General features: G+C 70.4%; 18 protein-coding genes. 5 read left to right on the forward strand and 13 right to left on the reverse strand.

Annotated features, from left to right (window positions below; genetic code table 11):
* The first annotated feature begins 75 nt into the window (after positions 1–75).
* Complete coding sequence (locus ACFYRX_RS05790; protein ID WP_389097051.1) at positions 76–282, forward strand: hypothetical protein; 207 nt, start codon at positions 76–78, stop codon at positions 280–282.
* Positions 283–336: 54 nt separating this feature from the next.
* On the opposite strand, the gene ACFYRX_RS05795 is transcribed toward ACFYRX_RS05790, so the two are convergent.
* Complete coding sequence (locus tag ACFYRX_RS05795; protein ID WP_389097052.1) at positions 337–1,479, reverse strand: sulfite oxidase; 1,143 nt, start codon at positions 1,477–1,479, stop codon at positions 337–339.
* Between the two features lie 156 nt (positions 1,480–1,635).
* Here ACFYRX_RS05795 and sthA point away from each other — a divergent pair, with 156 nt between their 5' ends.
* Complete coding sequence (gene sthA, locus ACFYRX_RS05800; RefSeq protein ID WP_389097053.1) at positions 1,636–3,039, forward strand: Si-specific NAD(P)(+) transhydrogenase; 1,404 nt, start codon at positions 1,636–1,638, stop codon at positions 3,037–3,039.
* A 21-nt stretch (positions 3,040–3,060) separates the two neighbouring features.
* On the opposite strand, the gene ACFYRX_RS05805 is transcribed toward sthA, so the two are convergent.
* Positions 3,061–3,546, reverse strand: a complete 486-nt coding sequence (locus ACFYRX_RS05805; protein ID WP_389097054.1) for a DUF5709 domain-containing protein — start codon at positions 3,544–3,546, stop codon at positions 3,061–3,063.
* A gap of 354 nt (positions 3,547–3,900) precedes the next feature.
* Here ACFYRX_RS05805 and ACFYRX_RS05810 point away from each other — a divergent pair, with 354 nt between their 5' ends.
* Both ACFYRX_RS05810 and ACFYRX_RS05815 read left to right on the forward strand, forming a co-directional pair.
* Positions 3,901–5,373 carry an APC family permease gene (locus ACFYRX_RS05810; RefSeq protein ID WP_389097055.1) on the forward strand — a complete coding sequence of 491 codons (1,473 nt, stop codon included), beginning with the start codon at positions 3,901–3,903 and terminating at the stop codon, positions 5,371–5,373.
* An 11-nt stretch (positions 5,374–5,384) separates the two neighbouring features.
* The gene (locus tag ACFYRX_RS05815) at positions 5,385–6,344 is read left to right on the forward strand and encodes a hypothetical protein (RefSeq protein ID WP_389097056.1); all 960 of its coding nucleotides are present in this window, start codon (positions 5,385–5,387) and stop codon (positions 6,342–6,344) included.
* 31 nt (positions 6,345–6,375) lie between these two features.
* On the opposite strand, the gene ACFYRX_RS05820 is transcribed toward ACFYRX_RS05815, so the two are convergent.
* The 6 genes from ACFYRX_RS05820 to ACFYRX_RS05845 form a co-directional block, all read right to left on the reverse strand.
* Positions 6,376–7,530, reverse strand: a complete 1,155-nt coding sequence (locus ACFYRX_RS05820) for a HoxN/HupN/NixA family nickel/cobalt transporter (RefSeq protein WP_389097057.1) — start codon at positions 7,528–7,530, stop codon at positions 6,376–6,378.
* Positions 7,531–7,658: 128 nt separating this feature from the next.
* The gene (gene prcB, locus ACFYRX_RS05825) at positions 7,659–8,513 is read right to left on the reverse strand and encodes a proteasome subunit beta (RefSeq protein WP_389097058.1); all 855 of its coding nucleotides are present in this window, start codon (positions 8,511–8,513) and stop codon (positions 7,659–7,661) included.
* Between the two features lie 73 nt (positions 8,514–8,586).
* Entirely contained in the window at positions 8,587–9,528 is a 942-nt protein-coding gene (locus ACFYRX_RS05830; RefSeq protein ID WP_389097059.1) for a lysylphosphatidylglycerol synthase domain-containing protein, read from the reverse strand.
* 171 nt (positions 9,529–9,699) lie between these two features.
* Positions 9,700–12,057 (reverse strand): glycoside hydrolase family 65 protein, encoded by a 2,358-nt coding sequence (locus ACFYRX_RS05835; protein WP_389097060.1) that lies wholly within the window; start codon positions 12,055–12,057, stop codon positions 9,700–9,702.
* Positions 12,054–12,791: a beta-phosphoglucomutase family hydrolase gene (locus ACFYRX_RS05840; protein WP_389097061.1), complete on the reverse strand. Its 738-nt coding sequence runs from the start codon at positions 12,789–12,791 to the stop codon at positions 12,054–12,056. Before ACFYRX_RS05840 ends, ACFYRX_RS05835 begins: the two co-directional genes overlap by 4 nt.
* A gap of 43 nt (positions 12,792–12,834) precedes the next feature.
* On the reverse strand, positions 12,835–13,257 hold the full coding sequence (locus tag ACFYRX_RS05845) for a YybH family protein (RefSeq protein WP_389097062.1): 423 nt from the start codon (positions 13,255–13,257) through the stop codon (positions 12,835–12,837).
* Positions 13,258–13,334: 77 nt separating this feature from the next.
* Here ACFYRX_RS05845 and ACFYRX_RS05850 point away from each other — a divergent pair, with 77 nt between their 5' ends.
* Positions 13,335–13,991 (forward strand): nucleoside/nucleotide kinase family protein, encoded by a 657-nt coding sequence (locus ACFYRX_RS05850; protein WP_389097063.1) that lies wholly within the window; start codon positions 13,335–13,337, stop codon positions 13,989–13,991.
* 26 nt (positions 13,992–14,017) lie between these two features.
* On the opposite strand, the gene ACFYRX_RS05855 is transcribed toward ACFYRX_RS05850, so the two are convergent.
* The 5 genes from ACFYRX_RS05855 to ACFYRX_RS05875 all read right to left on the reverse strand — a co-directional run bounded on the left by ACFYRX_RS05855 (position 14,018) and on the right by ACFYRX_RS05875 (position 20,842).
* Complete coding sequence (locus ACFYRX_RS05855) at positions 14,018–15,850, reverse strand: hypothetical protein (RefSeq protein WP_389097064.1); 1,833 nt, start codon at positions 15,848–15,850, stop codon at positions 14,018–14,020.
* A gap of 5 nt (positions 15,851–15,855) precedes the next feature.
* The gene (locus ACFYRX_RS05860; RefSeq protein ID WP_389097065.1) at positions 15,856–17,577 is read right to left on the reverse strand and encodes a hypothetical protein; all 1,722 of its coding nucleotides are present in this window, start codon (positions 17,575–17,577) and stop codon (positions 15,856–15,858) included.
* Positions 17,578–17,579: 2 nt separating this feature from the next.
* Positions 17,580–18,482 carry a carbohydrate ABC transporter permease gene (locus tag ACFYRX_RS05865; RefSeq protein WP_389097066.1) on the reverse strand — a complete coding sequence of 301 codons (903 nt, stop codon included), beginning with the start codon at positions 18,480–18,482 and terminating at the stop codon, positions 17,580–17,582.
* A complete protein-coding gene (locus ACFYRX_RS05870; protein WP_389097067.1) occupies positions 18,479–19,399 on the reverse strand; it encodes a carbohydrate ABC transporter permease in 921 nt (306 codons plus the stop codon). Before ACFYRX_RS05870 ends, ACFYRX_RS05865 begins: the two co-directional genes overlap by 4 nt.
* A gap of 120 nt (positions 19,400–19,519) precedes the next feature.
* On the reverse strand, positions 19,520–20,842 hold the full coding sequence (locus ACFYRX_RS05875) for an extracellular solute-binding protein (RefSeq protein WP_389097068.1): 1,323 nt from the start codon (positions 20,840–20,842) through the stop codon (positions 19,520–19,522).
* Positions 20,843–20,862 lie beyond the last annotated feature (20 nt).

Here is a 20,862-nt window from a genome sequence, read left to right on the forward strand (position 1 = left end):
GGCGTTGAATGGTGATAGCGGACCCGTTGACACCACCGGGACCGCTCAGTGATCCGGATCCGAGGAGCAGAGATCATGCCGACGCCACAGCCCGACTCGTCCGGGTCGTCCGAGGACCGCGCCACCCCGGACGACCTGCTCCACGCCCGTACCGGCACCGACGTGTCGCCGGAGGACATCGTTCTTGCCTCGGGCAAGGACATCACCCCGCACAGCCTCGAATGGGCCCGGCGCAAACTGGAGGCGGAGGGCCCGGCCGCGCTCGACAAACTGTTGCCCTAGCCACCACGACCGGGTGCCCGGCTGTCCCCGAGGGCGGCCGGGCGCGCCCGCGTCTCAACCGCCGGGCTGTCCCGGCTCCTCTTCGAGGCACAGCACCTCGACCCGCTGCACGAGGTTGTTGACGAAACCGCCCCGGTTCCACGGCTGTTCCAGCGGCTGGGTGTGGCCCTCGGCGTCGGTGGCCCGTGCGCTGAGGACGTACTCCCCCGGCTCCGCGGTCCAGGGCAGACGCCAGCGCCGCCACGCCCACCGGTGACCGGTGTCCGGTTCGAGTTCGGCCCGGCGCCAGGTGCGTCCCCCGTCCGTGCTCACCTCGGCCAGGGTCACCGGCGCCCGCCCCGACCAGGCGCGCCCCTCCAGGGTCACCGTGCCGGGCCGGACCACGCGGGCCCGGGACATGAAGTCCGGGAACCCGGGCGGAACCAGCAGGGCGCGCGGTGCGATCCGCGTGACCGGTTCGCCCTCGTCGCCGGGGTGCTGCCGGAGCCGGTAGGCGACGGTCTGCTGGAACCCCGTGAACGGTGTGTCGGTGACGGTGATCCCGCGCAGCCACTTCACATGGGCCATTCCGTACCAGCCGGGCACGACGAGCCGGAGCGGGTGGCCGTGCTGCGGGGGCAGTGGGCCGCCGTTCATCTCGTAGGCCACGAGCACTTCGGGCTCGGTCCCGGTGGCCACGTCGACGGGCAGGGACCGCTGGTAGTCCTGTTCGATGCCGCGTTCCACTCCATGGTCGGCGCCGGTGCACACGACGTCGACCGCGTCCTCCTCGACTCCGCCGGCTTCGGCGAGCAGCAGCCTCAGGGGTACGCCGGTCCACTCGGCGGTCCCCACGGCCTCCACCAGCCAGGGCTGGCTGACCGGGCGGGGCGTGAGCAGGGCCCGGCCGTTGCCCGCGCACTCCAGCGTGACCCGGGTGGTGACCCGCGGGAGGGCCCGCAGGTCGTCCGGGGTCAGGGTGAGCGGGCGGCGGACCCGGCCTCCGAGGGTGAGTTGCCAGGGGGTGTCGTCGGGGACGTACGGGATGTCGTAGTGCGTGAGGAGGTAATGCAGGCCGGGCGGGGTGAGGTCGTGGCGCATCGCTTCGAGCGGCAGGCCGTGGTTGCGGGTGGCGAGCGCCAGTTCGTCCCGGCTGATGCCCTCGTCGGGGGCGGCCAGCCGGGCCGGGGTGCTCGCGTCGGCGAGTCGGTGACCCATGGGCGTATTGTCCCGCGGTCCGTCCGAGCTGTCGCGGTCCGCGGGACATTTCCGGTGCCCTCGGGGCAACGTCCCCGCGGTCTGCGCCGGTTCGGGGTCGGCCGGTTCGCCGCCCACCCTTTCGAAAGAGGCCTCCTGGCTGCCAGACTCCCGAGGGTGCCCGACTTCGACATGCTCGTCATCGGATCCGGTCCGGGTGGCCAGAAGGCCGCCATCGCCGCGGCCAAGCTGGGCCGCCGGGTCGCGGTCGTCGACCGCCCCGACATGGTCGGCGGGGTCTCCATCCACACCGGCACCATCCCCTCCAAGACCCTGCGCGAGGCGGTGCTGTACCTGACCGGCCTCACCCAGCGCGACCTGTACGGACAGAGCTACCGGCTGAAGGAGGACATCACCGTCGCCGATCTGACCGCGCGCACCCAGCACGTGGTCGGCCGCGAGGTGGACGTGATCCGCAGTCAGCTCTCCCGCAACCACATCGCCCTCTACGCCGGCACCGGCCGCTTCGTCGACGACCACACGATCGCCCTGCGCGAGGTCACCGGCCATGAGCGTCTGCTCAGCGCCGAGCACATCGTGATCGCCACCGGAACCCGGCCCGCGCGGCCCGACAGTGTCGAGTTCGACGGTCAGACCATCATGGACTCGGACAACGTCCTTGATCTGCAACGGGTTCCGCGCTCCATGGTCATCGTCGGCGCGGGTGTCATCGGCATGGAGTACGCGTCGATGTTCGCCGCGCTCGGCAGCAAGGTCACGGTGGTCGAGAAGCGTGCCGGGATGCTCGACATGTGCGACGTCGAGGTGATCGAGGCGCTCAAGTACCACCTGCGGGACCTCGCCGTGACGTTCCGCTTCGGGGAGACCGTGGCCGCGGTGGAGAGCCATCCTCGGGGCACGCTGACCGTTCTGGAGAGCGGGAAGAAGATCCCGGCCGACGCGGTGATGTACTCGGCGGGCCGGCAGGGGCTCACCGACGACCTCGACCTCGACAAGGCGGGCCTGTCCGCGGACCGGCGCGGACGGATCACCGTCGACGAGCACTACCGCACCGAGGTGCCGCACATCTACGCCGTCGGCGACGTCATCGGCTTCCCCGCGCTGGCGGCGACCTCCATGGAGCAGGGGCGGTCGGCGGCCTACCACGCCTGCGGGGAGCCGGTCGGGCAGATGCACAACCTCCAGCCGATCGGCATCTACACCATCCCGGAGATCAGCTTCGTGGGGCGGACGGAGGACCAACTCACCGAGGACCGCGTGCCGTTCGAGGTCGGTATCTCCCGCTACCGGGAACTCGCCCGCGGCCAGATCATCGGCGACTCGCACGGAATGCTGAAGCTGCTGGTCTCCTCCGAGGACCGCTCCCTGCTCGGAGTGCACTGCTTCGGCTCCGGCGCCACCGAACTGATCCACATCGGGCAGTCCGTGATGGGCTGCGGCGGCACGGTCGACTATCTGGTCGACGCGGTGTTCAACTACCCGACGCTCGCGGAGTCCTACAAGATCGCGGCCCTGGACGCCACGAACAAACTCCGCCAGATCGACCGGATCGGGGACTGAAGGAGCCGAGGGGGCCGAGCGTCAGGGCTCGTCGGGAGGGTCCTCGACGATGTGCACGGCAGCCTCCTCGGCCCCGGCGGCGCCCGCGTCGATACCCACGTCGGTGGCGACCTCCTCCTTGGTGGTGGCGGCGTGGGCGCCCTCGTCGGGGGCGACGAGACGTCCCGCGCGGTCTGTTCCGGCCTGCGGGTCGACCGGTTCGCCCTCGCCTTCCGGCAGGTCGCCCACACCGTCCCCGAGGGGCTCGCTCACGTCGGGGACCTCCTGGGCGAGACGCTGCTCGAGGCTCTCGCCGTCGTGCTGTTCGGCGGCGGTGGTGCCGTGCCGGGTGACGCCGAGTGGCTTCTCGGGCGGCGAGTAGCCCTCGTCGAGGGTGTCGTCGTAGGTCCGTTCGTCGAGAGCGTCCTGGAGGTCGAGCGGGCTCGCGTCCTCCTGCTCCTCGTTGGTGCCGGTGGGCTGATAGACGTCGTCGGCCATCGGCTCGGCGGGTGTCTGTTCGGTGCCCATGGGCTGCCTCCCTCGCGCGACGCGTGCGCTTCGATGCGGTGTCCTGATCCGCGTTTCCCCGTACGCGCTCTCCAACCTCGAAAGACCGCCGGAGTAGGGCATTCCACGGGGCGGAAGGTTACCCCCCAGTTAATCTTGAAGGGTCAAGGAATAGGGCTATCATCACTCGCACACACGGAGTGACCGATCGTCGACACAGCGGTCGCACGGTCTCCACACCCCCTGACTCCCCTTTTTCACCGCACCTGGCCGAGGCCATCCCTCTCCGGACCCGGGCGGAGCCACCCCCCACCCCACTGCGCCGCACGGGCCGCTTCCGCCCGTGCGTCGTGCCCGACGGAAAGCAGCGCAACCATGAGCATCAGCAGGGGCAGAGGGCTGCAGGCCAACGCCCTCGGTACGTTCGACACCGTGGTGATGGCCGTCGCGGGCAGCGCACCGGCGTACTCGATCGCCGCGACCACCGCGGTCCTGGTCGGCTCCGTGGGTCTGGCCAGCCCGGCGGCCCTGCTGTACTGCGCGATACCCATGCTGGGCATCGCGCTGGCGTTCAGCTATCTCAGCCGCATCGACGTCAACGCGGGCGCCAGCTACTCGTGGGTGGGGCGCACGCTCCACCCCTTTCTGGGGTTCGTCAGCGGCTGGGCGCTGGTGATCTCGGCGACCATCTTCATGGTGGCCGGCTCGCTGCCCGCCGGTTCGATGACGCTGGCCCTCTTCGACCAGGGCCTCGCGGACAACACCGCGTTGTCGACCGTCGTGGGGGCGGCCTGGTTCGTACTGATGCTGCTGGTGGTGCTCGGCGGCGCCCGGCTCACCGTGCGCGCCCAACTCGTCATGTCCGGCGTGGAACTGGCGATCCTGGCCCTGTTCGCGGTGCTCGCGCTCTTCCACACCGGCAACGCCCGGGCCTTCGACTGGTCCTGGCTGGGCTTCGGCCACTTCGACGGCATGGCCGGTTTCGCGTCGGGCGCGCTGATCGCGGCGTTCTACTACTGGGGCTGGGACGTCACCAGCAACCTGAGCGAGGAGACCCGCAACAGCCGCCGTACGACGGGGCTCGCGGGGCTCATCGGGGTCGGCATCGTCTTCCTGCTCTTCGAGGTGTTCACCATCGCGGTGAACGTCATCCTCACCTCGAAGCAGATCGAGGACAACGACGCCAACGTGCTGGCCGTGCTGGGTGAGGAGGTCTGGCCGGGCTGGGGCGGCAAGCTGCTGATCGTCGCGGTGATGCTGTCGACCATCGCCACGCTGGAGACCACGCTGATCCAGGTCACGCGTTCGCTGTTCGCGATGGGCCGGGACCGTACGATGCCGTCCGCGCTGGGCCGGGTGCACCGGCGCTGGAACACTCCGTGGGTGGCGATCGTGGTGGTCGGCGGCGTGGCTCTGGTGATGTTCATCGCCTCCAACGCCCTGGGCTCCGTGGGCGAGATCCTCAAGGACGCGATCTCGGCGATCGGGCTCCAGATCGCCGTCTACTACGGCCTCACCGGCCTCGCGGTGGTCGTCGCGTACCGCAAGATGCTGCTGAAGTCCCCGACCGACTTCCTGCTCGGCGGGCTGTGGCCGCTGCTGGGCGCCCTGTTCATGTTCTGGATCTTCGTCGAGTCGCTGAGCGAGCTGAGCACCGCCGCGATCTCGATCGGCGTGGGCGGACTGGCCGTGGGACTGGTCCCGATGCTCTGGTACTGGAAGCAGGGCAGCGACTACTACCGGCCCGCGCGACTTGACGCGAGCCGTACCGTCGAGGCGGACTACGTGCCCGACGGCCAGGAGGCCGGGCCCTCGCTCGTCCACGAGGGTCTCCCGACCGACTTCTGAGGGGTTCTGCGATGGCGCGCGACCGTTTCGCCCCCGAGTTCGACCCCGACTGCGGGGACGTCCCCCTCACCACCGCCCGGCAGGACATCGTCATCGGCCGCTGGCAGGGTCTGCGCGAGCTGCTGCGCGCGACCGGGCCGGACTGGCTCGCCCGGGGCCACCGGGTGCGGGCGCTCGCCCAGGCCTGCGCGGGCAGTTCGACGGTGGAGTCGTGGCTGGCGGCCGAACCGCACAGCGGTGACGCACTGGTGCTGCGGGCGGCCACGGAGACGGCCCGGGCGTTCAACCTGGCCATCGCCGCGGGCCGGGGTGTGCCGATCGACCAGCGGCGCGTGGACGCCGCGGTGATGGCCTGTCTCCACGCGGCGGAGGCGTTCGTCGACGACCCCACGCCGTGGATCTCGCTGATCTCGGTGGCGCGGCTGTACCCGGCCGGGGTGCGGCGGCAGGAACTGGGGCGCTGGTGGGACGAGTTGCACGGACGGGACCCGTACAGCGTCGAGGGGCACCTCCAGATCCTGCACTACTACTCGTCACGCTGGCACGGCTCGCACGGCCTGATGTACGACTTCGCCCGCGACGCGGCCGGGGTCGCGCCGCCGGGCTGCGCGCTGCCGGTGCTGGTGCAGTACGCGCGTGTCGAGGAGTACCGGGCCGCTTCGGACGCGGCTGAGGGCAGGCAGACGTCCGTGGGGCTGGGGCAGCACTGGAAGAACGACGGGGCCATCAGCGACGCGCGGCGCACCTGGCAGCGCTGGATCATGGGCCGCACCGATCACACCGTCGTCCCCGGCGAGTTGCGCGACCTCAACTACCTGACCCACGCGGCCTGCCACGCGGGCCTCGCGGAGGTCGCCGTACCGCTGCTGCGCATGCTGGACCGCCGGGGCACGCGCACTCCGTGGTCGTACACCGGGGACCCGGAACAGCAGTTCACGAAGTGGCGCAAGGACTTCAAGGTGCGGGCCTGAGCGGCGGCGGTGACGACCACGGCCGGCCCCGTCATTCGGCGGGCTGTTCCGCCAGTCCCGCCGTCCACTTCTCCTCGATCCGGCCGACCTTCCACACCGCCAGGGCGACGATCCACGTGGCGAAGAACAGGCCCACGATGACGAAGCCCAGGACGTTGAGGTCGAGGCCGCTGATCCAGTCCCAGAACGGGCCATGGAGGTCGAGCTTCTCGGCGAGGAGGCCCAGGAGTTCGACCGTGCCGATGAGGAGGGCGACGGCGACGGAGAGGCCGGTGATCGTGAGGTTGTAGTAGACCTTGCGCACCGGCTTGGAGAAGGCCCAGCCGTAGGCGAAGTTCATGAAGGAGCCGTCGATGGTGTCGAGGAGGGACATGCCGGCGGCGAAGAGGACGGGCAGGGTGAGGATCGCGTACCAGGGCAGGCCGGAGGCGGCGCCCGAACCGGCCAGGACCAGCAGGGCGATCTCCGTCGCCGTGTCGAAGCCGAGGCCGAACAGGAGGCCCAGGGGGTACATCTGCCACGGCTTGGTGATCGACTTCATGACGCGGCCGAGCAGGCGGTTCATGAAGCCGCGGTTGTTGAGCTGCTCCTCCAGCGCGGCCTCGTCGTAGCGGCCGGTGCGCATCCGCCGGAACACCTTCCAGATGCCCACCAGGACGACCAGGTTGACCGCGGCGATCAGATAGAGGAAGGCCCCCGAAACCGTCGTACCGATCAGAGCGGTCACGTCGTGCAGGCGGGAGTCGTCGTTCTGGACGGGGCCCGCGAGGGCTTTCACGCCGAGCGAGAGCAGCAGTGCCAGGACGAAGACGACAGAGGAGTGGCCGAGCGAGAACCAGAAGCCCACCGACAGCGGCCGCTGCCCCTCCCCCATCAGCTTGCGCGTGGTGTTGTCGATGGCCGCGATGTGGTCGGCGTCGAAGGCGTGCCGCATGCCCAGGGTGTAGGCGGTCACGCCGATGCCGATGCCGAAGGACTTCTCGCCGACGGTGTAGTGGTGCGGGGCGACGATCGCGACGAGGGTGACCCAGCCGATCACGTGCAGCGCCAGCACGACCGCGGTCATGCCGCCCGCCCTGATCCACTCCTGCCGCGTCATGGAGCCACGGACGCGGTGCCAGACCGAGCCCCTCGCGGGGGCGGCGGCGGGGAGGAGGGGCGGAGCGGAGTCAGGGGCGGCCGTCATCGGGCGGAGGAATCCTTTTGGGAGAGGCACGGCCGCGATCAGCAGCCTTGTGCCATCCTCCGGTACTTGCAAGTCATGTGCAGTAAAGCCCGTGGCAGGTCTTTGTCACGAGTGTGAAAAGTTGCCGGTCAGGGCGCCACGTTCGGTCCGTCCGGCCTGGTGCGGCGCTGCTCGACCATCTCGCGGCTGAGCTGCTCGGTCTCCTGCTCGGACAGCCGCTCGAAGCCGTCCTCGGTGATGACGGAGACGATGGGGAAGATCCGGCGGTTGATGTCGGGGCCGCCGGTCGCGGAGTCGTCGTCGGCGGCGTCGAAGAGCGCCTGGAGCGCTGCGAGGGCGGCCTCGCGACGGTCGAGACCCTTGCGGAACAGCTTCTTCAACGCGCCCCGGGCGTACGGCGATCCGGAGCCCTCGGCATGGAAGTCGGTCTTCTCGTAGAGCCCGCCGACGACGTCGTAACTGAAGATGCGGCCCCGTTCGCCGTCGGGCGCGGAGGGGTCGTAGCCGGTGAGGAGGGGGACGACGGCGAGGCCCTGCATGGCCTGGCCGAGGTTCTCCCGGATCATGCCGGCGAGGCGGCGCGCCTTGCCGTCGAGGGTCATGGCGATGCCCTCGATCTTCTCGAAGTGCGTCAGTTCGACCTGGTAGAGCTTGACCATGTCGAGGGCGAGCCCGACGGTGCCCGCGAAGGCGACCGCCGTGTAGTCGTCGGCGGGGTGCACCTTCTCCAGGTCGCGCTGGGCGATGAGGTTGCCCATGGTGGCTCTGCGGTCGCCGGCGATGAGGACGCCGTCGCGGTAGGTGAGGGCCAGCACGGTGGTGCCGTGCGGCACTTGGTCCGGTGCGGCCCGTACGCCGTCGGGCAGGACCCGGCGGGTGCTGAGCAGTTCGGGGCGGTGCGCTGCCAAGAACTCGGTGAAGGACGAGGACCCCAGGGTGAAGAACTCCTCCCCCAGACGTCCGCCGTTCTCGTTCCACGTCATGGCACTCCCCCTCGTCTCGCGCCGACATCCGGAGTCCTACCAGAACCATGGGGACCGGAAACGCCGTTCGCGCTCACAGCGCCTTGCGGCGGACGAGCAGGGCGAGCACCAGCAGGCCGGGCAGCAGGGGCACCCACACGGTCAGCAGCCGGTACCCGAGCACGGCGGAGGCGGCGGCCGCACCCGGTGCTCCACCGGCGGTGAGGGCGAAGGTGAGCGCCGCGTCGAGCGAGCCGAGTCCGCCCGGTGTGGGCAGCAGGGCGGCGGCGCTGCTCGCGGCGAGGTAGAGCAGGGCCACCAGCAACGGCGCCAGCGGCAGGGCGACGGCGCGGCTGACGGCGATCAGCACCAGCGCGTGCAGTACGGCGAACCCGAGCGAGCCGCCCCACAGGGCCACCGCCCGGTGCGGTCGCGCATGGATCGCCCTGATGTCGGCCAGGACGAGAGCCAGGGCGCTGCGGCACCGCGCCCACCGGGCGGCCGTCAGGAGCACGGCCAGGACGCCGGCCGCCCCGGCCAGGGCCAGCCACGGCACGGACAGCCGCGGAAGCCCGAGGACGCCGGGACAGGTCGTGGCGAGTACGGCGATGAGGGCCGCCCGCACCAACCCGCCGACCGTGGCCTTCACCGCGAGCGCGGTCGCCGAGCGCGAGGCCGACATTCCGCACCGCATGAGGAAGCGCAGGTTGACCGCGCCGGCGCCGAGACCGGCGGGCAGCAGTTGACCCGCGGCGGACGCGGCGAACTGCGCGGCCACCAGGCGCCCCGAGGGCAGCGCCCTCAGTACCGCGCCCTGTTGGGCCAGCGCCGAGCAGGCCCAGGTCGCGGCGGCGGCCGTGGCGGCGACGAGCAGCCAGCCCTGGTCGGCGACGGCGAGCCGCAGGGCACCGTTCTCCAGTACAGGCCAGTGCCGCCGGGCCAGACAGCCGGCCGCGGTCAGGACGGCGAACGTGAGGGCGAGCTGCCAGTAGGCGCTTCTGCGGGCGGCGGTGAGGGCGATCCGCTCGGACGTCATGTCCGTCCGTCCACGCTGCCGCTGTCGGCCATCGTCCACCCCTCAGCCCCGCACCCCGCGGGCACCTGGTCCAGTCATGAATTACCAGCCCTGAAAAACAGGGACAAAGTAACCCGCGACGGAGGGGGACGCGGGGTGGAGTTCGGCCAAGCGGCCGTCAGGGGTCGGGGGTCAGCGGGCGTGCGGGGCGCGGTGCCGGGGCTGGCCCGGTGCCGGGCGGCCCTCGGGAGCCGGGATCGGGCGGACGACGGGACCGTCGCCGTTGAGGGTCAGGGGGCTGCCGTGGTGGCGGATGGTCACAGGGGAGCCCGACATCAGGGTGTACGTCGCCTTGTCCGGGCCGATCTCCACCCGCAGGCAGCGGTCCAGGAGCCTCAGGTTGAAGGCGAGGCGGCTGAACCGCTCGGGCAGGCGGGGTGCGAAGCGCAGCGAGTCGCCGTCGCGGCGCAGGCCCCCGAACCCGGCGACAAGCGCGGTCCAGGTACCGGCGAGGGAGGCGATGTGGAGTCCGTCGCGGGTGTTGTTCGCCAGGTCGGCGAGGTCCATCAGCGCGGCCTCGGCCGTGTAGGAGTAGGCGAGGGACAGGTGTCCGGCACGGGCTGCGACCACGGCCTGGACACAGGCCGACAGCGAGGAGTCCCGTACGGTCAGGGGCTCGTAGTAGGCGAAGTTGCGGGCGATCTGCTCCTCGTCGTGGAACTCCTCGAACCAGCCGCTGCACAGGTACATCGCCAGGACCAGGTCCGCCTGTTTGACGACCTGCTTGCGGTAGATGTCGAAGTAGGGGAAGTGCAGCATCAGCGGGTACTGGTCGGCGCGGGTGCCGTCGAAGTCCCACTGCTGGTAGCGGGTGAAACCCGCGTGCTGTTCGTGGACGCCGAGTTCGTCGTTGTAGGGGATGTGCACGGCCTCGGCCGCGTCCCGCCAGGCGGCACTCTCCTCGTCGTCGACACCGAGCGCGGCGGACTGTTCCGGGTGGCGCGCGCAGGCGTCGGCGGCCGCCAGCAGGTTCGCGCGGGCCATGAGGTTGGTGTACGTGTTGTCGTCGGCGACCGCGCTGTACTCGTCGGGTCCCGTGACGCCGTCGATGTGGAAGACGCCGTGGTGGTCGTGGTGGCCGAGCGAGCGCCACAACCGGGCCGTCTCCACAAGGAGTTCGACCCCGGTGTCACGTTCGAAGTCCGTGTCGCCGGTGGCCGCCGTGTAGCGGACCACGGCGTCCGCGACGGCCGCGTTGATGTGGAAGGCGGCGGTGCCGGCGGGCCAGTAGGCGGATCCTTCCGAGCCCTCGATGGTCCGCCAGGGGAACGCGGCGCCCTTCAGGCCGAGCTGCTCGGCGCGCTCGCGGGCGGCGGGCAGGGTGTTCTGCCGCCAGCGCAGCGCCTCGGAGACGGCGCCGGGCTCGGTGTAGGTGAGCAGCGGCAGGACGAAGGTCTCGGTGTCCCAGAAGGCGTGCCCGTCGTAGCCGGACCCGGTCAGCCCCTTGGCGGGGATGGCCCTTTGTTCCGCTCGCGCTCCTGCCTGGAGCACATGGAAGAGCGCGAAGCGGACCGCCTGCTGGATCTCCTCGTCGCCGTCGACCTCGACGTCGGCACGGGCCCAGAAGTCGTCGAGGTAGCCGCGCTGTTCGTCCAGGAGTCCGTCCCAGCCGCTGTGGGCCGCGGCCGCGAGGGCCGCGTCGACCTGGTCGCTCATCGCGGGCCGGGAGCGTGCGCCGGACCAGCCGTGGGCGACCAGCTTCTCCAGCCGCAACCGCTGCCCCGGCTCCAGCACCGAGGTGACGGTGAGCCGGGCGAGGTCCACCGTCTCCTCGCTGCCCATGGTGGTGCGCTCGGGTCCTTCGACCACGTGGTCGGCGGCCACCGCGACCCGCAGACCGCTGCGGCGGGTGCGGTGCACGAGGCGCAGGCGGGTGCCGTCCGCGAAGCCCTCCTCGTGTTCCAGCGGCGACTTGAGGGCCTTGGAGGCGCGCGGGTCGCCGTTCTTCGGCTCGGGCAGGCTCTCGTTGGTGACGAGCTCGGACTGGATGACCACCCGGGTGCGGCTGTCGACGGGCTCCACCTCGTAGGCCACGGCGGCGATCGCCCGCTGGGTGAGCGAGACGAGCCGGGTCGAGCGCACCCGGATCCGGGAGCCCGCCGGTGAGATCCACTCGCAGGACCGCTCCAGCACGCCCCGGCGCAGGTCGAGGTTGCGTTCGTGGGCGACGAGACGGCCGTAGCGCAGGTCGAAGGGCTCGTCGTCGACGAGAAGGCGCACGATCTTGCCGTTGGTGACGTCGATGGCCGTCTGGCCGGACTCCGGATAGCCGTAGCCGGCCTCGGCGTACGGCAGCGGGTGCAGTTCGTGGACGCCGTTGAGGTAGGAGCCGGGCAGGCCGTGCGGTTCGCCCTCGTCGAGGTTGCCGCGCCAGCCGACGTGGCCGTTGGACAGGGCGAACACGGACTCGCTCTGGGCCAGGACGTCGAGGTTGAGGGCGGTCTCGCGTACGGCCCAGGGCTCGACGGTGTAGTTCCGGTGGGTGATCACGCGCGGTCCCCCAGTTCGGCGAGGCCCTTCACGACCACGTCGGCGCCGTGCTCGTAGAGGGCGTCGGCCTGTCCGACGCGGTCGAGTCCGACGACGTATCCGAAGCGGCCCGCGCGGCCCGCGTCCATACCTGCCAGGGCGTCCTCGAAGACGGCGGACCGGGGTGCGTCCAGCCCGAGGTCGGCTGCGGCGGCGAGGAAGGTGTCGGGGTGCGGCTTGCCGGGCAGCCCGCGTTCGGCCGCGACCACGCCGTCGACACGTACGTCGAAGAGGTCCTCAGCGTCGATCGCGCGCAGCACGTCTCGGCAGTTGGCGCTGGAGGAGACGATCGCGGTGCGCAGACCCTGGGCGCGGGCCGCCCGGATGTAGGCCAGGGTGTCGTCATAGGCCTCGACGCCGTCGGTGCGGATCTTCTCCAGGACGAGGTCGTTCTTGCGGTTGCCGAGGCCGTGGACGGTCTCGGCGCCGGGCGGGTCGTCCGGGGACCCTTCGGGCAGGTCGATGCCGCGGGAGGCGAGGAAGGTGCGCACGCCGTCGGCGCGGGGGCGGCCGTCGACGAACTCGTCGTAGTCCTTGTCGTCGAACGGCCGGAAGTGTTCGCCCTCGCGTTCGCGCAGGAACGCGTCGAACATCGCCTTCCAGGCGGCCGCGTGCACGACGGCCGTCCTGGTGACGACCCCGTCGAGGTCGAAGAGGCAGGCCTTGATTTCTTCGGGTAGACCGAGCTTCGTCATACAGGACCCGGTTCCCTGCCAGACGGCTTGCCAACAGGTGGATTCAGTCGTGCGGGAACGAGTGGTGCTCGTGGGCCACCAGCCACCGGCCGCGTTCCTTGCGCAGGCCGAAGGTGAGTCTGAGCCGGAAGTCGGGGTGGGCGGCGAGTTCCTCCGGGGTCGCGCAGCGGACCAGGGCGTGGGCGAAGGCGACGTCGGTGCCGGCGGTGATGTCGAGGGACTCGATGTCGAAGCGGGCGCCCTGGGCCTGCCACTCGAAGAAGGGCGGCCAGGCCGCGCGGTAGGCGGCGAGGCCCCGGATGCCGTGGTGGGGCGGCGGCACGTTGAACATCACCAGGTCCTGGGCGTGGTCGGCGATCACGCCCGCGAGGTCGCCGCGGTGGACGGCGGCGGCCCACCGGGTGATCAGGGCCCGGATCCGCGCCTCGTCGCCGGAGCCGTCGTAGCCGTAAGGGTCGTAGGTCACGACCTGCCCTCCTTTCTCCCCCTTCCGCATCAAGGGTGCCTGGCCGGCCTGAAGTCCTCGAATGGCAGACTCGGCGTGTGCCGCTGACCTTCGACGACCTTGTGGCCCGTGCCCGTTCCCTCACCGAGCGCGGGGGCCGGGCCGTCCTCGGGCTCGCCGGGTCCCCCGGCGCGGGCAAGACGACCCTCGCCAAACACCTCGTGCGGGCCTTGAACGGCTCCGGTGAGCCCTGGGTGGCGCACGTCCCCATGGACGGCTTCCATCTCGCCGACGTGGAACTGGACCGGCTCGGTCTGCGCGACCGCAAGGGGGCGCCCGAGACCTTCGACGCGGCCGGGTACGCGGCTCTGCTGCGGAGGCTGCGCGAGGATCCGGACGGCGACATCGTGTACGCGCCGGGCTTCGAGCGTGTGCTGGAGCAGCCGGTCGCCGGGGCGATCCCGGTGCTCCCGACCGCCCGTCTGACCGTGACCGAGGGGAACTACCTGCTCCTCGGCACGGGCGCCTGGGCCCGGGTGCGGCCGCAGTTGGACGAGGTGTGGTTCTGCGAACTCGACGAGGGCGAGCGGGTCCGCCGCCTGGTCGCCCGGCACGAGGAGTTCGGCAAGACCCACGACGAGGCGGTGGCCTGGGTGCAGCGCTCGGACCAGCGCAACGCGGAGCTGGTCGCGGCGACCCGGGACCGGGCCGACCTGGTGGTGCCGGTGTCGGCCCTGCCCCGCGTGGACGTGTGACCCCTCCCCTGCCCCCTCCCCGTGCCTCAGCAGGCGGACAGGGTCAGCTCCGGTTCGCCGTGCGCGTCGCCCGCCGGGTCGCCGATCCTTGCCGTGAACGCCTCGGTGCGTACCGTCAGTCCGGCGCCGTCGCGCGTGAAGGTCGCCGTGAGGGTGCCTCCGGGGCCGTAGCGGACGGCGAAGGCGTGCAGGTCGTCCGGGGCGTCCGGAGCGGGCTCCGCCTCCAGGGCGGTGGAGCTGACCAGGTGGCGCCAGCCCTCGTCGGGGTTGCCGTAGCCGCGGGGGTCGGCGGCGAGGGCGAAGGCGGCCAGCTCCTGGGTGGTCTCCGAGCGGGCGTCGAAGTGGTCGACACCCTGCGCCTCGGGGTGCGTCAGCCGCAGCGGGCCCACGGCGGCCACCTCGCCCTCGGCCGTCCGGCGCACCCGGTCGCCGTCGTCGTGCGCGTACGGCAGCCCGGCCAGCAGGTAGGGCGTGCCGGGGAGGCGTTCCACGGTGACCGTGGTCCACAGGCTCGTGCCGTCGGTGACGTACAGGGCCTGGATGTGGCGCAGGACATGATCACGGCCGACGACCGGTTTAGTGACCAGCTTGGCGGTGAGGCCGTCGGCGCGAACGTCGCGGACGCGCACCTCGCCCATGGGGCGGCACAGCAGGAAGCCGTCGACGACCGGGCCGAAGCCGTGCTGGCGGTTCACGGCGGCGGGCAGGTAGTAGGTACCCGCCGCCTCCAGGACCGCCGGCGTCATCTTGCTGTCGAAGGCCACCGAGACCGTGCCCGCGCGCAGTTGGTGGCGTGCGGTCGTCGTGGACGGTTCCCGGTGCCAGGGCGTGGTGTCCTGAATCTGCCAGACCAGCATCCAGGCGAAGTGACCGTCCACCCCGCCGTCCTCCTTGACCGCGTGCCGGGCCCAGCGGGAGTCGCCCCGGTAGCGGCCGAGGTCGGCGCCGATGCGGGCCCCGAAGTAGCGCAGGCCGAGGACCGACTCGAAGGCGGAGTGCTGCTCGCTGTACCGCGAGCCGCCGTTGTCGAATCCGCCGCCCGTCAGGCGGGCGTCGATGTAGCGGGCCAGGGTGTCGCCGTCCTCGGCGAAGATCTCCTCGCCGCTGATCCGGTGGGCCTGGGCGAGGAAGGACAGGGAGATCGGGCCGTAGTTGTTGTCGTAGGCGCCGCCGTGCTCGGGGGGCAGGGCCGCGCCGCGGTCCGTGACCCGGTGGGCGCGGATCTCGTCGCTGTAGAGCCGGAGGGCCCGCGCGCGGACCGACTCCCCCTCCGCACCCGGCAGATGGGCCGCCAGCATCAGGCCGCCGACCACGCAGCCGATCGCCTGGTTGCCCGCTTCCTGCGGGTTGAAGAAGGTCGCCTCGGTGAGCCAGTGCCAGTAGCCCCGCGCCACGTCGAGGAGTTCGGCGCGCTGCAAGTCCTCGACCAGACCGTCCGCGGCGTCGAGGATGTTCACCGCCTGGAGCAGCGCCCACACCGTGCTCGGCCAGTCGCCGATGGGGTGCGCGCCCGGCGCCAGGGTGTAACGGGCGTACTGCAGACCGGAGTTGCGGACGTTCAGGTTCGGGTAGCCCGGGTTGTCGTCGGTGTACACCCGCTCCCGCAGATGGAAGGCGAGGCTGCGGCCGACCGCCTCCGGCAGCCGCGGGTCCTTGCCGCGCCGCCAGGCGAGGGCGAGCAGCGAGGTGATGCCGAGCGAGGTGTCGCCGATGTCGTCCACGCAGTCGGGGTGTTCGAGGTTGCCCTCGGGCGTGATCCGCTTCAGGGCCTGCTCGACGACGTCGGCGAGGACCGCGTCGTACGCCTCGGGGCTGTCCGGCAGGTCGTGCAGCGGGCCGAGCTGGCGGGGGAGGTACACGGAAATCAGTCCTTCGTGCCTGAGACGGACTTGGCGCGTAGTGCGAGGGTCAGTGTGTGCGGTCCGTGCCCGCCGAGGTAGACACGGTTCCCGGTCGTCGCGTCGGTGCCGCCGACCACGGTGTGGTCCTGCCCCGGGTCGTAGCGCAGTACGTCGCTCCGGTCCGGCCCGGCGAGCGGCTCGCCCGTCTCGACGGCGGCCTCGACCCGGATCTCGTCGTCGCCGACGCGGTAGGTCAACGGCTCGGTCGTCAGGCACCAGATTCCGTCGCCGAGCGGCAGGGCGCCCTGGGGCTCGCCGCCCGGCCGGAAGGTGAGTTCGAGGGCCCAGGGCACCGGTGGGCCGCTGATGTCGATCCGCAGGTCGGCCCCGTCGTCCCGCAGGTCGACGTCGACTCGGGTCGTGTGGGAGACCTCGTCCTGAGGGCGGTCGGGGAAGGCCATCGCCGCGGAGAAGCGGCCCTCGTCCACCATGCGGTAGGCGCCGTCGTCGCGCCTGTGGTCCTTCGGGAGCGGCTGGTAGTAGGCGGTGGTGAGGGTTTGGGTGAGCCGGTACCGGTTGTCGGCGAGCTGTTCCATGTCGGCGGCACGGAACGGGCCCAGGTCGAAGAACACCCGCGAGAGGCGGACCGCGTCGAGGACGGCGGCACCGGCGAACAGGCGCAGGAAGGTGGGGTTGCAGGCGAGGCCCGAGCGGATGCGCCGGTGCTCGGGCACGTCGGAGCCGCCGTACACCACGGTGTGCGACGTGGCCGAGACATGTGCGGCGAGGCGTGCGGTGGGGAGGTACCGGTCGCGCGGGAGCTTCTGAGCGTCCGGGGCCGGCAGGGCGCGGCACAGATCCGGGGTGAGGAGGGTCTGGGCGAGCAGGTCGGGGTCGTCGATGCCGTCGGCGGCCGCCAGGCGGGCCGCGCGGGCGAAGTCGCCCCGGCCGGTGCGGATCGCGAGCAGCCGGTAGTGCGGCAGGTAGGGCCACAGCGCGAACGTGAGCTTCTGGTCCTGGCGGCGCGAGTGGACGGTCTCCACCGTGCCGTCCGGCCTGATCAGGTCCAGGGTCGTGGCGAGATTGCGTTCGACGGCGTCCCGCAGGTCGGTACGCCCGAGCACCTCGGCCAGCAACAGCAGCGCCGGGTTGGTCACGATGGACGCGTAGACAGCGCTGCGTTCCGAGTACAGGCCGTCCGTGTCGATGTCGACGCCCTCGGAGAGCCACTCCTCGACGCGGGCGAGGAGTCGGTCGTCGGGGAACGACCGGTGCAGACGGGCGAGCGCCGCGCTCAGCTCCCAGCGGTGGTTCGGGGTGTGCACCCCGCCCCTCAGGAGACTGTCCGCGGCGGCGCCGGCGATCTCGGCGAGGGCCACCGTGACGTCGTGCAGTTCCGGCCCCGCGCCGACGGCGAGGACGTGGGCGTCGCACACGTCGTTGACGGTGAAGGCGGAGTCCGGCGGTGACTGCACGTTGTCGCCGCCGGCGAAGAGGCCGGTGCCGGTCTGCACGGCCCGCAGGGCGCGCAGCTGGGTCATCGCGGCGGCGACGGCCCGCTCGCTGCCGTGCAGTTCCGAGTCCGGGGAACGGTACGCGGCGATGAGCGTCTTCACCCGCCGCGCCAGACCACGGTGCGGCACACCAACGGGAATCTCGTCGGGGTCGGCCGCGAGCGGGACGGCCGTCCGGTCGGCGGCACGGGCCACCGACCGGACGAACTCGTGGTCGAGCGGGAAGAGCAAGATCAGTCCTTCAGGCCGGCGTTGATGTCGGCGCCCATGACGTAACGCTGGAAGACCAGGAAGATGACGATCAGCGGGATCATCGAGATGACCGACGCGCCCAGCAGGACCGACCAGTTGATGTTCTGTGCGCCGACGATGCTCTGGATGCCGATCTGCACGGTGAACTTGTTGGGGTCGTTGAGCATCAGCAGCGGCCAGATGTAGTCGTTCCACCGCCACTGGAAGGACAGGATGGCGAGGGTCAGCATGATGGGCCGGGAGAGCGGCACCATGATCCGCAGGAAGATCGACAGCTCCCTGGCGCCGTCGATGCGTGCGGCCTCGACGAGTTCGTCGGGCACCGTCAGGAAGAACTGGCGGAACATGAAGCATCCGGTCGCGGTGAGCACGGCCGGGAGGATGATGCCGGCGAAGGAGTTGTAGAGGCCGAGGTTGCGGACCACCAGGAACTCGGGGGCGAGCATGACCTCGCCCGGCAGCATCGTGGTGGCCAGGATGCAGATGAAGAACGCCTTGAGCCACTTGTTGTCGTACTTGGCCAGCGCGTAGCCGGTGCAGCAGCTGATTCCCACCGTGAGGATCGTCGTGATGACGCACACGATGGCCGTGTTGATGAAGTACTGGGAGAAGTTGGCGCTGTCCCACGCCGCCTTGAACCCCGTCAGGGTGGGGTTGTGCGGAACCAGCGTCAGCGGATACGAGAACAGGTCGCTGGACGGCTTGAAGGAGCTGAGGATGAACCACAGCACCGGAAACCCGTACAGGCACGCCATGATCCACAGCAGTGTCGTCGCGGACACCGCCTGCCTGAGTCCACCGGTGGCCGTCTTGCGGGGCCGCCTCTTGGAGACGGATCGGCGCGGAGCGGCGTCGGCCGGGCGCGGGATGTCTGTGGTTGTCATCGGTTCTCCACCCGCCGGTTGACGATCAGCTGGATGACCGCGACGGCCATCAGGATGAGCATGAGCACGAACGACGCGGCGCTCGCGTAGCCGATCTGTCCCCGCTTGAAGCCGGTCTCGTAGATGTACTGGACGAGCAGGTTGTTCGACGATCCGGGCCCGCCGTTGTTGAGGGCGACGAACACCGGGTACTCCTTCATCGCGTTGATCGTGTTGAGCAGGATGACGATGAACGAGGTGGGCGCGATGCTCGGCAGGGTGATGCTGAAGAACTGGCGCCAGGGGCCGGCGCCGTCGAGCGAGGCGGCCTCGTAGTACGACACGGGGACGTTCTTGATCGCCGCGATGAACAGCAGCATCGTGAAACCCGTCCAGGCCCAGGATGCCGCCATCACCACCACGAGCAACGAGAGGTCCGCGTTCGACTGCCACGGAACGGCGTCCGCGCCGAACTTCTCGATGACGTAGTTGACCAGACCGAAGTTCTCACCGAACATCCACCGCCACAGAACACCCACGACGATGGGCGACAGCAGCCACGGAATGAAGAAGATGACGCGGGCGACCGACCCGCCCTTCGCGTGCTTGCTCACCACCAGGTTGGCGGCGATCAGCGAGACCACGAAGTTCAGCGGGACGAACAGCACGGCGTACAGCAGCGTCCGGGTCAGCGCGTCGTAGAAGGTGGAGTCCCCGAACAGGTTGTGGTAGTTGTCCAGCCCGATGAACTGGAACGCCCCCACACCTGTGTAGTTCGTGAACGAGTAGACGAGCCCGATCACCGCCGGCCAGACGAAGAACAGCGCGAAGAGCACGACGTTGGCCGAGATGAGGACGAGCGGCGCAAGGGTGTACTTGCTGCGTCTCCTGGGCGAGCTCGGCGGGCTCGCGGTCACGGCCGAGGCGCGTTTTGTCATCTTCCTGACTCCGTGCTGGTGGTTTGGATTGCTGCGGGCTCCGGTCATGAGCCCGGCATCACGCGGGCGTCCGGGGACGGGCGGCGGCGTCTCGGCGCCGCCCGTCCCCCGGGCCCGCGATCAGCCGCCGACCTGCTGGTTGTAGCCGTCCACGATGTTCTGCAGGGCCTTGTCGGCCGACTGCTGGCCGTTGATCGCCTTGCCGAGTTCCGTCTTGGTCGGGTCCTCGGTGAGGCTCTTGCCCTTCAGCACCCAGTTCGTCTGCGCGCCGTTGAAGTAGCCGGAGATCGGGGCGTACAGCGGGATCGACTCGTTGTAGAGCTTGAACGCCGCCTGCGCCGCCTCGGACTTGAAGGGGTACTTCGGGTTCAGACCGCTCTCGACCGGCAGGAAACCGGACGCCTCGCACAGCGCCTGGTAGTGGGCCGGCTCGTACAGCCAGGACAGGAACTTCTTCGCGGCGGCGGACGCGTCGGCGTTGTTGTTGAAGCCCACGACGTTGCCGCCGCTGTTCACGTCACTGGCCTGCACCGGCTGGGCCGGAGTCGGGACGCTCGCCCACTCGAACTTCTTGATGCTGTCCGCGAAGGCGGGCACCTGCCACACACCGGACCAGTAGGCGACGACGTCACCGCTCTGGAACATGGCGGACGGGTCGGCGCCGCTGGTCCACACCGACTTCGGCATGGTCTTGTCGTCGTTCCATCCGACGAAGGTGTTCACGGCCTTCTTGGTCGCCTCGTCCACCGAGAACTTGCCGGAGTCGTCCGCGTGGACGTACTGCCCGCCCATCTCGTACACCATGGCGCGCAGTCGCGACGGCGACTGGTCGAAGGTCAGGGAGTACTTGGCCTTGGTCTTCTCGCGGACCTTGTTCGCCGCTGCGATGAAGTCGGTCCAGGTCCAGGTCTTGTCGGGCGAGGTCGGGAAGGAGACGCCGGCCTTCTCGAACAGGCTCTTGTTGATGTACAGGCCGGACGCGGTGACGTCCGAGGGGATGGCCAGCACCTTCCCGGACGAGTCCTTCGCCAGGAAGTTGGGGTTGATCTTGTTGCTCTTGTTGTTGGCGATGGAGGCGAGGTCGATCAGCTTGCTCGACCAGATCGGGTCCAGCGCCGGCACGGCCGCGACGTCGGGCAGGGAGTTGGCCTGCGCGGCGTTGTGCAGCTTCGTCGTGTAGCCGTCGTAGGGGATGTTGACGAGCTTGACCTTGACGCCGGTTTCCTTCTGGTACGCCGCCACCGACTTCTTCCAGCCCGCGTCCTGGCCCGGAACCGTGGAGATCCAGAACGTCAGCGACTTGGACGTTCCACCGGAGCCGGAGTCCCCGCCACAGGCGGTGAGCGTCAGAGCGCCTGCCGTGAGAGCGGCAGCGAGGGAGACCAGGCGGCGCATGCCGCCGCGGCCGGGACGGCTGGAGCGCCGCACACCTACAGTGGTCATCTTCGATCCCTTTTTTTCGT

Source organism: Streptomyces sp. NPDC005374 (assembly GCF_042872225.1).
In the GTDB taxonomy this organism is placed as follows: domain Bacteria; phylum Actinomycetota; class Actinomycetes; order Streptomycetales; family Streptomycetaceae; genus Streptomyces.